Raw genomic sequence first — 13,245 nt, forward strand, 5'->3', positions numbered from 1 at the left:
CCGGCTGGGATCTGATCAGAAGCCAGACGTGGGGGCGATGGTTGTCAGGTTTCGTGCCGCGCATATCTACTATCGACTGCGTAGATATCGGGTGTTAGCAGAACCTTGACTATGTATAGGCCGATATCTAGCATCCGCCGTGCCCGCGACATTTTGTGCGGTTGTGCTCCAGCAACACCCCCAACCCGCCAGTGCAGTCGAAAGGGGTGCCACCATGCTCCGAGCCCGTGCCCGAAACCGCCACACCTCACGTCGCAGGTTGCGAAGTCTGGCAGTGGCCTCAGCGATGTTCCTCGTCGCGGGAGTCGCGACATCGCCACCGGCCTCGGCGCACCCGGCCCCGCGGGCGACAGTGGGCCCGATCCTGGACGTCAGCTCCGCGTGCTCCGGCCAGAACCAGGAAGTCGTGTCGGCTGCGGACACAGCCGGTGACATCTACCAGGCGTGGATCGGCTGCGGCGGTATCGGCTTCGCACGATCCACGAACAACGGCACGAGCTACAACAGCCCGGTCACCATGGCGGGGTCGTCCGGCGCTTGGGACCCCGGACTCGCGGTCGCTCCGAACGGCACCGTGTACGTGTCCTTCATGTCGACGAGCAACTATCCGGTGGTTGAGGCGTCGTTCAACCACGGGGCCACGTTCACCCAGACCGCGAACGTCGTCCCGCCCGGCAGTGGATACTTCGGCGACCGGCCCTACATCGCGGTGGCGCCGGACGGCACCGTGTACGTGACGTGGGACTACGGACCGGACAGCTCCAACGTCCAGACGATTTGCAGCCCTACCGGCTCCTGTTCCTTCTCCAACGGCGAGCTGAACACCGTGATGGAGAAATCGACCGACGGCGGCAAGACTTTCAGTGGATTCAAGGCGATCGGGCCGAACTACCCGACGATGGGTGCGTTCGCCGCGCCGCTGCTCGTCGATCCCCAAGGCCGGGTGGACGCGCTGTACGAGGGCCACCAGACCGACGCCGGCACCTACGCCCTGCATCCCGGCTACGAGTACTTCACCTGGTCCAACGACGCCGGGGCCACCTGGCCCACCTCGACCGTGCAGGTCCGTCCCGACGCCGGGACGATAGCGCTGGCCAACTGGTGGATCAACGGCTCGATCGCCATCGACGCCGGCGGCACCCTGTACGCCACCTGGGACACTCAGACCTCGAACACCGACACCGGCTGGCTGTCGTACTCCACCGACAACGGCGCGACCTGGTCGGCGCCGACGCGCGTCACGCCGGACAACACCAACGCGGCCCACATCATGGAGGTCACCGGCGGCCCGGCCGGCACCGCGTACGTGGGCTGGCAGACCAACGCACCGTCGCAGGGGTATGCGACCTACCTGCAGACGTTCACCACGGCCTCGGGTCTGATCGGCTCGCCGCAGCAGATCTCCACGAACTACGGCAACAGCCAGGTGTGGCCGGGAGACACCTTCGGGCTGACCACCCTGCCGAACAACCAGCTCGCGGTGAGCTGGGGGAGTGCGGACAGCGGGAGCTCCACGGCGGAGATCTACGCGACGATCGTGTCGGAGACCGCGCCGACGCCTGACTTCTCGCTGTCGTCCACGCCGGGCTCCGGTTCGGTGACCCAAGGCGGCTCCGCGACGGCCACGGTCTCGACCTCGGCCGTCGGTGGCGACACCGAGTCCGTCGCGTTGAGCGCGTCCGGACTGCCATCGGGTGCCACGGCCGGCTTCAGTCCGACGTCCGTGACGGCCGGCGGATCCTCGACGCTGACCATCGCCACCGCGGCCTCGACCCCGGCGGGGACGTACCCGATCACCGTGACCGGCACCGGAACCTCCCACACTCACGCCGTCACTTACACGCTGACCGTGACTTCCCCGTCGGCCGGCGGGATCACCAACGGAGGGTTCGAAACCGGCACCTTCACCGGCTGGACTACTGCCGGAACCGCATCGGTGGTCAACTCGGGTGCGCATTCGGGCACCTATGCCGCCCGGCTCGGGAGCAGCAGCGCGACCAACGGTGATTCCAAAGCAGTACAGACCTTCACCGCCCCGACCGGCACCAGCTCCGTGGCCTTCTGGTACAACGTCACCTGCCCGGACACCGTCCAGTACGACTGGGCCACCGTGACGCTGAAGGACAACACCGCCAACACCACCAAGACGGTGCTGGCCAAGACCTGCGTCTCCAGCTCCGGCTGGAAGCAGGTGACCTCGTCGATCACCGCCGGCCACAGCTACACGCTGACCCTGACCAGCCACGACGACAACTACCCCGGCGACCCCACCTACACGCTGTACGACGACGTCGCTGTGCACTGATTCGGATCCCACCGCAGGGTGTCAGGGGTCGGAGAAAACCCTCCGCCCCTGACGTTACCCAACCCCGCGTGCACCCCACGTAATCCGCAGCCGGGCGAGGATCCGCCCGGCGCCTCACATCGGGAGTCAAAGTGCGTCACCGTCCCCCACGCCCGCTGAGAAGCAGACTGCTCGCCGTCGTCTCGACGGTCGGGCTGATGTTCCTGGGCACCGCGGCCGTCGGCACCCCCGCGTCGGCCGCCACCTCGATCACCAATGGCGGCTTCGAGACTGGGAACCTGACCGGCTGGACCACGTCCGGTGTCACCTCGGTCACCACCACGAACCCGCACTCCGGCACGTACGCCGCGATGGTCGGTTCGACCAGCCCGAGCAACACCTCCTCGATCGCGCAGTCGTTCACGGCGCCGGCGACCAGTCCGTCGCTGTCGTTCTGGTACGACGTGGTGTGTCCGGACACCGTCACCTACGACTGGGCCACCGCGACGCTCAAGGACACCACCACCAACACCACGACCACGGTGCTGGCCAAGACCTGCGTGTCCAACTCCGGGTGGAAGCAGGTCACGAAGACGCTAACCGCCAACCACAACTACACGCTGACGTTGACCAGCAAGGACGACAACTACCCGGGTGACCCGACGTACACGCTGTACGACGACGTCACGCTGTCCGGCGGCGTCCCGACCAATGATTTCTCGATCAGCGACAGCCCGGCCTCGGCGGCCGTGAACCCCGGCGCGTCGGCGACTTCGACGATCTCCACCGCGGTCACCTCCGGCAGCGCACAGAGCGTGACGCTGTCCGCCTCAGGCCTGCCGTCGGGCGCGTCGGCGACGTTCTCAACCAACCCGATCACCGCCGGCGGGTCTTCGACGATGACGGTCGCTACCGCCTCCAGCACGCCCAGCGGCACCTATCCGATCACCGTCACTGGCACCGGCGCGTCCGCGACGCACTCCACGACGTTCAACCTGACGGTGAACGGCACCGGGCCGTCGCTGCTCAAGGTCTCCACCGACCCGTTCACGGACACCGACGCGCAGCATGCGACCGAGGTGGAACCGGACACCTACGCGTTCGGCACCACGGTCGTCGCGACACACCAGGTCGGCCGCGTGAACGGCGGCGGCTCCTCGGACATCGGCTGGGAGACCTCGACCGACAGCGGCGTCACCTGGCACAACGGGTTCCTGCCCGGGATCACCGTCAACCAAGGCGGCGGGAGCTACGCGCAGGTCTCTGACGCGTCCGTGGTCTACGACGCCAAGCACGCCGTCTGGCTGATCTCCACCCTGCCGATCGACTCCTCCGGCAACGTCCCCGGCGTCCTGGTCAGCCGCTCCAGCGACGGCGGTATGACGTGGGGCAACCCTGTGAACTCGGCCGGATTCGACGGCCAGAGCTACGACAAGAACTGGATCGTCTGCGACAACACATCCACCAGCCCGCACTACGGCAACTGCTACACCGAGGTCGACATCACCTCCTCGGGCAACTCCGAGGTCATGTCCACCTCCACCGACGGCGGCCTGACGTGGTCGGCGGTCCAGCAGCCGTCGGGCTCGCCCAGCGGTCTGGGCGGCCAGCCGCTGGTCCAGCCCAACGGCAACGTCATCGTTCCGTTCTCGACGAACGGCGGGTCGATCGCGTCGTTCATGTCGACGAACGGCGGTAGCTCCTGGGGCTCGGTCACCACCGTGGCGAACATCAGCTCCCACACCGTCGGCGGCGGCCTGCGCTCCGGTGACGGCCTGCCGTCAGCGGAGATCGACTCCTCCGGCAAGATCTACGTGGCCTGGCAGGACTGTCGCTTCCGCTCCGGCTGCCCGGCCAACGACATCGTCATGTCCACCACCACCAACGGCACCACCTGGTCGGCCGTGACCCGGATCCCGATCGACGCCACCACCAGCGGCATCGAGCACATGATCCCCGGCCTCGGCGTCGACCACGCCACCTCCGGCAGCACAGCCAAACTCGGCCTGTACTACTACTTCTACCCGAACGCGAACTGCTCGGTCTCGACCTGCCAGATGTACGTCGGGTTCACCTCCTCCACCGACGGCGGCACCACCTGGGCCGCGGGCCAGACGGTGGCAGGCCCGATGACCATGGCCCAGATCGCCGGCACGTCACAGGGCCCGATGGTCGGCGACTACATCTCCTGCTCGGTCGTGAACGGCAAGTCCATCGCGGTCTTCGCCGTCGGCAAGGCACCGACCAACGGCCAGGCCTTCGACGAAGGCATGTACACCGTCGGCGGCGGCCTCGCGATGCGCGGAGGCCCGATCCGGGCGACTACCGGACCGGTCTACGCTACGCCCCAGCATCCAAGGACGTCGGCGCTCGGGGCTCTGAGGTAGAGCTCCCGGTGATGCCTGCTCCGGCAGGCTGAACGGCGGCCGTGTCCATCGTCTTCAGCGATGGACACGGCCGTCCGCTGTCTGTGCGAGCGGGCAGCAAGGGCACGTGCTCCGGGTCCTGGTCAGAGGGTGGCGTTTCGTCCCCCACGCGAGTGAATCCGATTCCCGAGTCTGGCCGCGGGGTGCGGGCGGCGCTTGTGTTGCCCTCACGGAGCCCTGTCATACGCGATACGTTCCCTGGCACGAGTCTGCTGGACTGCGGGTCGTCTCAGACCTGACCATCACGGTGATCGGCCCCGAGGCCGGGGGCGGCTACGACGGCCCAGCCCTCCCATCAGGGGTTCTATTGCTTGGGCACTGAGACAAGGGTAGGTCAAGGGAACGTCCTGAATCACGCAAGGGCAGGTCAGGACCTCATTTTGCCGAATCGTGACCGTTCCGGTCTCTTCAAAGTGCCATGCCACATGGAACGCTGCGCAGGCACAACCTTCACCATTCCTCGAAAGGTTGGGACCCACGGCATGCGAACTGCCTCACGATTTGGTCTGCTCCCGATCGGAGCAGCCTGTGCCGCCTTAGCGCTGGCACTCACCGGGCCGCAGGCATCCGCCGCGAACATCGGAGCTGCGCAGAACCACAACCGGCCGCATGCGATCGGCACTCCTGCCTCATCTACGGGGCACAATCGAGCCGCGGCCATCGGTGGCCCTCCCGGCAACCCCGACGGGGGCGTCGACGATCCGAACGCCGCCGAAAACGAGTACTTCGCGGCGCGTAGCGCGCCCGGCGTCGTCGCCCCCGGCGCCTATGGCGCGGCGTGGCAGCAGATGCAGTCGATGCCGCACTACGGGCCGACGTGGAAGTCGGTCACCACGGCGGCCTACAACTCCGACGACCCGCTGTACCGCGACTACGACTCCAACTCCTCCGCCGGCGCCGGCAACGTCACCGGCCGGATGACCGGTATGGCCGCGGACAACGCCGGGCACGTCTACGCCGGCGCCGCGAACGGCGGGGTGTGGCGCTCCACCACCGGCGGCGGCAACTGGACGCCGATCTCCCAGGCGCTGCCCGCGGCCTCGACCGGTGACCTGGAACTGGATGCCACCGGGCGGCTCTGGTACGCCACCGGCGAGGCGAACACCGCCTCGGACACCTTCACCGGCTCCGGCGTCTACGTGCTCTCACACCCGGTGCACGGGACGTTCTCCACGCACGACCGGGTCGGCGGCACCGAGCTGCAGTCCACCAGCATCCGCAAGATCCGCTTCATCGGCGACACCGTCTACGCGGCCACCACCCGCGGCCTGTACTCGCATCCGCTGAGCGACCTGCACGGCGCGTGGAAGCTGGAGTTCGCCCCGAACCCCAGCTACCTGCCCGGTGGTTCCCAGGCCACGGACCCGCACGCGCCGTACAAGAACATCGTCAACGACATCACCGCCGACCCGAAGGACCCGACCAAGCTGATCGCGGCCGTCGGGTGGCGCAGCGGTGACACCTACAACGGGTTCTACACCAAGACCGGCGGTACCTGGGCCCTGATCACCACCTCGCTCGGCGCGCTGCCGACCGCGGCGGCGAACGTCGGTGCGGTGACCTTCGCGTCCTCCGCGGACGGTTCGAAGTTCTACGCCATCAACCAGGACCCGACGAAGATCTCCAGCCCGCAGTCCACGCTCGGCGGCGTCTACGTCTCCAACGGCACACCCTTCGGGCCGTGGACCCTGGTCGCGGACTCGCCGAAGCTGGAGGCCTCCGGCTCGGCCGAGACCGGTTCCACCTACAACCCCGGCGTGCAGGCCTGGTACAACCAGTTCCTGCAGGTCGACCCCACCGACCCGAACCACGTCTACATGGGCCTGGAAGAGGTCTACGAGTCCCACGACGCCGGCACCACCTGGAACACCGTCGGACCGTACTGGAACTTCACCTACCCCTGCTGGTCCATCGACCCGACCAAGCAGACCGGTACCTGCTCCCCGACCACCCACTCCGACCAGCACGCCGTCGCCATCGGCAGCATGGGCGGTAAGAGCTACGTGGTGGTCGGCAACGACGGCGGTGTCTACAAGCGGCCGGTCAACGGCGTGCTGGATGCCGGCGGCCACGCCGCCGACTGGCAGTCGCTCAACGACGGCACCATCGACACCCTGCAGTACTACTCGGTCGGCGTCGGCGCCGACCCGTCCGGTAAGGGCGTCGCGGTCTCCGGCGGCCTGCAGGACAACGGGCAGTCGATCCTGCGCAGCGGCCCCGCGGTCATGGGCTCCAACTTCGGCGGCGACGGCGGCGACACCCTCGTGGACCCGGCCAACGGCTGCAACATCGCCGAGGAATACACGAACGAGAACATCTGGGTCACCAACGACTGCGGCCAGAACGTCTCCATCGATCCTTCGACGTCCACCGAGTACAACGTGCCGCCGAACGACGGCGTCAACGGCACCGCACGCTTCACCGCGCCGTTCACCGCCGACACCAAGAACTCCAACACCTGGGTCGCCGGCGGCCAGCACATCGCCGTCCAAACCAAGGGCTACGCCATCCGCGCCACCTCGGACTGGACCGACGTCTACGACCTGGGCGCCGGAAACGACGCCTCCGCCGTCGCAGACTCCGGCGGCAAGATCTACGCGGCCTGGTGCGGCGGCGGCTGCAACAGCGTCGGCTTCAGCCGCGGCATCGCGGTCGGCAACGCCGACGGCACCGGCTGGCACCAGCTGACCCTGTCGACCGACGGCACCTCGCTGCCCAACCGCTACCTGTCCTCGATCGCCATCGACCCCAGCGACAACAACCACGTCTACGTCGCAGTCAGCGGCTTCTCCCGGAAGTGGACCGAAGGCCCCGGCGCGGACTTCGGCCACATCTTCGAAAGCCACGACGGCGGCACCACCTGGAAGGACATCTCGGCGAACCTGCCCGACGTCCCGGCCGACTCGATCCAGATCCTGCCGCACGGCGGCATCGCACTGGCCACCGACCTCGGCGTGTTCTACCAGGGCCCGCACACCTCCTGCTGGAGCATCCTGGGCAACGGCCTGCCGACCAACGCCACGCTGCAACTGCAGCTCGGCCCGGACGGAAACCTCTACGCGGCCACCCACGGACGCGGCATCTGGAAGGTCCGGACGCCGTAAGGCTGAGTTCCCGCTTCCGTCAGTAGTGAAATGACGAGTGTGGCGTCCCCCGACTCTGGGGGACGCCGCACTCTTTTTGTTGCGGTTTTGGTTGCGGTTGCGGGAGCGGGTGCGCGATGGGAACCGAGGCCGGGGCTGCCGCGTCCAAATGCGAACCGCCGGTGCTGCATCGTGCCAACTGGGAGTCCCCGCCATGCATGTACTTCCACGAACGCCGAAGCGTGCGACGATTGCCGTTGTCGTCCTTGCGACCACTGTTGTCGCCGGCTGCTCATCGACATCGCACACGGCATCGCACTCGACATCGTCCGGATCCGTCTCGCCGACGACGCCAGCCTCGACCAGCGCGACAACGACAACCGGTTCGGCACCTCCGCCGAGATCCAGTGCGCCGAGCACTACGGCTGCTTCGGGCTCCGCGCCACCCGCTTCGGTGGCGTCCCCGCCACAGCAGACAACTCCTGCATCGGCCAGCAGCCCTGCCAAATGCCTGTCCGGGACGTTCGCCGTAGTAGTGCCCACCACCGACAACCCGGTGCGCAGCGCCTGTCTGCACATGGGAACCACCGTGGAGCTAGAGCTCCTCGCACTGCGCGGCGTCACCTGGAGCGCGCCGACCACCTCCGACCCCTCCGTGGCGTCGATCAGCGATCAGGTCGAACCGATCGGGACCCGCCACGACCAAGTCAGGCTGCTGCGCCCCGGCACGGTGACTTTCAGCAGCTCCAGCACCTACAACCCGGACCCGTCCGGCCCACCGTCGAAGCTGTGGACCCTGACCTTGACCGTCGTTCCCTGACCAAGCTCTCGCACAGCGGTGGCCGGGCTTCAGTGAATGGATAGCCACGGCAATCACCCCAGGTCAGCTGGTTGCCAACCTGGGGTGATTCAAGTTCCTGCGAACCTATTTACGCAGGTCTGAGCACTGCTCAGATGTCGAAGTACAGCTCGAACTCGTGCGGCGTCGGGCGCAGCCGAACCGGGTCCACCTCGCGCTCGCGCTTGTACGAGATCCAGGTGTCGATCAGGTCCTGCGTGAAGACGCCGCCTTCGAGCAGGTAGCCGTGGTCGGCCTCCAGGGAGTCCAGTACGGCCGGGAGGCTGCCGGGGACCTGGGGGATCGAGGCGTGCTCGTCCGGGGGGAGCTCGTAGAGGTCCTTGTCGACCGGGGCCATCGGCTCGATCTTGTTCTTCACGCCGTCCAGGCCGGCCATCATCATGGCGGAGAAGGCCAGGTAGGGGTTCGAGGAGGGGTCCGGGCAGCGGAACTCGATGCGCTTGGCCTTCGGGTTCGAGCCGGTGATCGGGATGCGGATGCAGGCCGAGCGGTTGCGCTGGGAGTAGACCAGGTTCACCGGGGCCTCGTAGCCGGGGACCAGGCGGCGGTAGCTGTTCACCGTCGGGTTGGTGAAGGCCAGCAGGGACGGGGCGTGCTTCAGGAGGCCGCCGATGTAGTGGCGGGCGGTGTCCGACAGGCCCGCGTAGCCGACCTCGTCGTAGAACAGCGGGACGCCGTCCTTCCACAGGCTCTGGTGGCAGTGCATGCCTGAGCCGTTGTCGCCGAAGACCGGCTTCGGCATGAAGGTGGCGGTCTTGCCGGCCTGCCAGGCGACGTTCTTGATGATGTACTTGAACAGCATCAGGTCGTCGGCCGCGGCCAGCAGGGTGTTGAACCGGTAGTTGATCTCCGCCTGGCCGGCCGAGCCGACCTCGTGGTGCTGGCGCTCGACGATCAGGCCGGACTCGATGAGCGTGCGGCTCATCGTGGCGCGCAGGTCCGTGTAGTGGTCGTTCGGGGCCACCGGGAAGTAGCCGCCCTTGACGCGCGGCTTGTAGCCCCGGTTGCCGCCCTCTTCGGAGCGGCCGGTGTTCCAGAACGCGGCCTCGGCGTCGATGTGGTAGAAGCTCTCGCCCGGACCGGATGCGAAGCGGACGTCGTCGAAGACGTAGAACTCGGCCTCGGGGCCGAAGTACGCCGTGTCGGCGATGCCGGTGCCCTTGAGGAACGCCTCGGCCTTCTTGGCCACGTTGCGCGGGTCGCGGGAGTAGGCCTCACCGGTCAGCGGGTCGTGGATGAAGAAGTTCAGGTTCAGCGTCTTCTCGGCGCGGAACGGGTCCAGGCGCGCGGTGCTGGGGTCGGGCAGCAGCTGCATGTCCGACTCGTGGATGGCCTGGAAGCCGCGGATCGAGGAGCCGTCGAAGGCCAGGCCGTTCGAGAAGACGTCGGCGTCGAACGACTCGACCGGCACCGTGAAGTGCTGCATCACCCCAGGCAGGTCACAGAACCGCACGTCGACGCTCTTCACGTCGTTGTCCCTGAGGTACTTGAGTACCTCGTCGGCGTTCGAGAACATCCACTACTCCTTTGAGTATTCTCACCGGCCGGAAGCCTCTCGCCACCGGGGCCGGGACCCATCAGGCACTCATGCGACCGTAGGACCGGGGGGTTTCCCGGCCGTGTCCCTTTTGTTTCCGGCGTGTTACACAGAGCCCGGGTCTTCTCCAACCTACCCTGTGGGCCCCGCGGTGCCCGGGGAACGCCCTTGTCCGACGTTGGTGGCGGACCGCGAATCGGTGCGGAGTACCGTGGTGGCCATGACCTCGTCCGACTATTCCGGCCAGCGCTTTGGCCTCCCGCGCACCGGTCCGGGCTCGATGGCCTCGGTCGGCCGCCGGCTGGCCGCGCTGATGATCGACTGGGCCATCGCCTACGGCATGGCGTACCTGCTGGTCGGCGACCGGCTCCTGCGCAACGGCCAGTTCGCGGCGCTGAGCCTGCTGGCCGTGATCTACCTGGTGGGGCTGGGGATCAGCGGCTCCACCCTCGGGATGGCGGTTCTGGGCCTGCGGGTCGGCTCCGATCAGGGCGGCCGGGCCTCGCTGTACTCGATCGGCATGCGCACCGTGCTGTTGTTCCTGGTCATCCCCGCGGTGGTCTGGGACGCGGACGGCCGCGGCCTGCACGACCGGATCGCGCACACGATGATCGTCAGCACCCGCTGAGCCTTCGCTCGCCCGGCCGAATATGGCTGCTCGCATGATCCAGGCCGCGTCCAGACCACCCCGCCGCTGACCAGCGACCTCCGGCGAACGCCGACGGCCCGCGACCGATCACCGGTCGCGGGCCGTCGTACGTTCCGTGGCGTTTCGCCGGGGTTACGTCCGGCAGACGTAGGCTTGCGACGATTAGCGCACCTGGCCGCGCGGCATCTTGCCGTTACGCGGCATCGGGCCCTTCGGGATCGGCATGTTCGGCCCGACGGCCTTGAGCCGGTTCTGGTACTCCTGCACCTGCGCCGGACGCAGGTAGGCCTTGCCGGTGGCGGGCTTGAGCCGCATCACCGTCTTGTTCAGCTTGCCCAGCGGCACCATGCCCTCGTCCTCGCCGGCCACGATGTCCTCGGCGACCAGCGGCACGTCCGGGCCGAACAGCCGGGTCAGGTGCCGGCGCTCCTCGGTGAACAGCGCCTTGAGCCGGTTCGGGTTGCCCTCGCCGACCAGGATGATGCCCGGGCGGCCCAGCACCCGGTGGATCATGTCCTGCTGCCGGTTGAAGCGCACGCCGGGGGTGACGTCCCAGCCGCGGCGCAGCGTGTCCAGCACCGAGGCGGCGGCACCGGCCTGGTCCCGGATCGAGGAGTACGCCGCACGCTGCGCCCGCCGCCCGAAGACGATCATCGCGGCCAGCACGGCGACCGGGATGCCGAAGATGCCGTAGAACAGCGGGGACCCGAGCAGGAAGCCCAGGGCTACGAACACCACCAGGGCGGCCACGGCCCAGGCGGCCAGCACCAGGGGAAGCTTGGGGTCCTCCTTGCGGGTCATCCCGTAGACCTCGCGGATCTGCTTCAGCCGGCCCTTTTTCTTGGGCGCATCCCCGCCGGCGGGGGTCTTCGTCGTGGTGTCGCGTGCCATGCCACGCAGAATACGTGGTACCGGCGCCCGGTGGTAAACCAGTGCGGACCTTAGCGCGACTGAATGCTCATCCTGGTGAGCGACTCGTGAGCCTCGGCGCGCAGCGCGGCCCTCTCCTGCCCCTCCAGCACGGCCGCGCGGGCGTTCGCCAGCGCCCCCCGCTGGCCGCCGGCGCGCAGGACCCGGCGCTCGAAGGTGAGGATCATCGTGCGGACGGAGGACGTCGCCGGGTGAGCAGTGCGAATCGTGGGAGCGGGTGCGGAGGACGTTGCGATGCTCATTGCGGAACCTCGACCAGAGAGAAAGGGGGACGTCGGGGAACGGAGCCGGTGGCGGGCCACCACCACTATCAGCTTTCTTTGTTACAGGGTCTGGTGTTGCCGGTCAAATCGTGGTAACGCGATCCGCAATGCCGGGCATTCCCCGCGTCCGGCATGCGAAACGGCCCCGGTCCGACTCGGACCGGGGCCGCTCATCACAGCTCCCTAAGAAACCACTTGATATCCAGCGGACGAAACCAGCGCGGCTGCGCCGGCCGATGCGGCGAACGTCACGCCGGAACCCCGGCCGCCGCCTCGCGCGCCTCGACGGCCTCCTTGTACAGCCGCCCGGCGCGGTACGACGAGCGCACCAGCGGGCCGGACATGACGCCGAAGCCCATCTCGCGGGCCTCCTCGGCGAGCTCCACGAACTCCTCGGGCTTCACCCAGCGCATCACCGGGTGGTGTCGCGGCGAGGGCCGCAGGTACTGGGTGATGGTCACCAGGTCGCAGCCGGCCTCGCGCAGGTCGGCCAGCGCCTGCGAGATCTCCTCGCGCTCCTCGCCCATGCCCAGGATCAGGTTGGACTTGGTGACCAGGCCGAAGTCGCGGGCCTGGCGGATGACGTCCAGCGAGCGCTCGTAGCGGAAGCCGGGGCGGATCTCCTTGAAGATGCGCGGCACGGTCTCGATGTTGTGCGCCAGCACCTCCGGACGGCTGCCGAAGACCTCGGCCAGGTGCTCGGGCTTGGCGTGGAAGTCCGGGATCAGCAGCTCCACGCCGCAGCCGGGCAGCATCGCGTGGATCTGGCGGACGGTCTCGGCGTACAGCCAGGCGCCCTCGTCCGCGAGGTCGTCGCGGGCCACGCCGGTGACGGTGGCGTACTTCAGGCCCATGGTCTGCACCGACTCGGCCACGCGGCGCGGCTCGTCGGTGTCGTACGCCTTGGGCTTGCCGGTGTCGATCTGGCAGAAGTCGCAGCGCCGGGTGCACTGGTCGCCACCGATGAGGAAGGTGGCCTCCCGGTCCTCCCAGCACTCATAGATGTTCGGACAGCCGGCTTCCTCGCACACCGTGTGCAGGCCCTCGCTGCGCACCAGGCTCTTCAGGCCGGTGTACTCCGGGCCCATCTTGGCGCGGGTCTTGATCCAGCTGGGTTTCTTCTCGATGGGGACGGCGCTGTTGCGGACCTCAAGCCGGAGCAGCTTGCGGCCTTCGGGTTCTGGGGTGACGGCCGTCACTTCGAGTCTCCTTGC

9 protein-coding genes are annotated in these 13,245 nt (G+C 67.9%); 5 read left to right on the plus strand and 4 right to left on the minus strand.

Going from position 1 to position 13,245, the window contains the following annotated elements; translation table 11 throughout:
- Positions 1-274: 274 nt before the first annotated feature.
- From ABH935_RS22435 to ABH935_RS22450, 4 genes are all read left to right on the plus strand, one after another.
- Positions 275-2,305 carry a hypothetical protein gene (locus ABH935_RS22435; RefSeq protein ID WP_370379876.1) on the plus strand — a complete coding sequence of 677 codons (2,031 nt, stop codon included), beginning with the start codon at positions 275-277 and terminating at the stop codon, positions 2,303-2,305.
- Between the two features lie 197 nt (positions 2,306-2,502).
- The gene (locus ABH935_RS22440; RefSeq protein WP_370379877.1) at positions 2,503-4,671 is read left to right on the plus strand and encodes a hypothetical protein; all 2,169 of its coding nucleotides are present in this window, start codon (positions 2,503-2,505) and stop codon (positions 4,669-4,671) included.
- Positions 4,672-5,192: 521 nt separating this feature from the next.
- Positions 5,193-7,814: a glycosyl hydrolase gene (locus ABH935_RS22445; protein ID WP_370379878.1), complete on the plus strand. Its 2,622-nt coding sequence runs from the start codon at positions 5,193-5,195 to the stop codon at positions 7,812-7,814.
- Positions 7,815-8,328: 514 nt separating this feature from the next.
- Positions 8,329-8,613 carry a hypothetical protein gene (locus ABH935_RS22450; RefSeq protein ID WP_370379879.1) on the plus strand — a complete coding sequence of 95 codons (285 nt, stop codon included), beginning with the start codon at positions 8,329-8,331 and terminating at the stop codon, positions 8,611-8,613.
- A 130-nt stretch (positions 8,614-8,743) separates the two neighbouring features.
- Here ABH935_RS22450 and glnA read toward each other — a convergent pair whose 3' ends face one another.
- Positions 8,744-10,168, minus strand: coding sequence for a type I glutamate--ammonia ligase (glnA, locus tag ABH935_RS22455; protein WP_370379880.1), 1,425 nt, complete (start codon positions 10,166-10,168; stop codon positions 8,744-8,746).
- A 241-nt stretch (positions 10,169-10,409) separates the two neighbouring features.
- On the opposite strand from glnA, the gene ABH935_RS22460 reads away from it, so the two are divergent.
- Complete coding sequence (locus ABH935_RS22460; RefSeq protein ID WP_370379881.1) at positions 10,410-10,817, plus strand: RDD family protein; 408 nt, start codon at positions 10,410-10,412, stop codon at positions 10,815-10,817.
- Positions 10,818-11,000: 183 nt separating this feature from the next.
- On the opposite strand, the gene ABH935_RS22465 is transcribed toward ABH935_RS22460, so the two are convergent.
- From ABH935_RS22465 to lipA, 3 genes are all read right to left on the minus strand, one after another.
- Positions 11,001-11,729, minus strand: coding sequence for a DUF4191 domain-containing protein (locus tag ABH935_RS22465; RefSeq protein ID WP_370379882.1), 729 nt, complete (start codon positions 11,727-11,729; stop codon positions 11,001-11,003).
- Between the two features lie 50 nt (positions 11,730-11,779).
- Positions 11,780-12,010 (minus strand): hypothetical protein, encoded by a 231-nt coding sequence (locus ABH935_RS22470; protein WP_370379883.1) that lies wholly within the window; start codon positions 12,008-12,010, stop codon positions 11,780-11,782.
- 269 nt (positions 12,011-12,279) lie between these two features.
- On the minus strand, positions 12,280-13,230 hold the full coding sequence (gene lipA, locus ABH935_RS22475; protein WP_370379884.1) for a lipoyl synthase: 951 nt from the start codon (positions 13,228-13,230) through the stop codon (positions 12,280-12,282).
- Between the last annotated feature and the right edge of the window lie 15 nt (positions 13,231-13,245).

Source organism: Catenulispora sp. GAS73, from assembly GCF_041262085.1.
Lineage (GTDB): Bacteria > Actinomycetota > Actinomycetes > Streptomycetales > Catenulisporaceae > Catenulispora.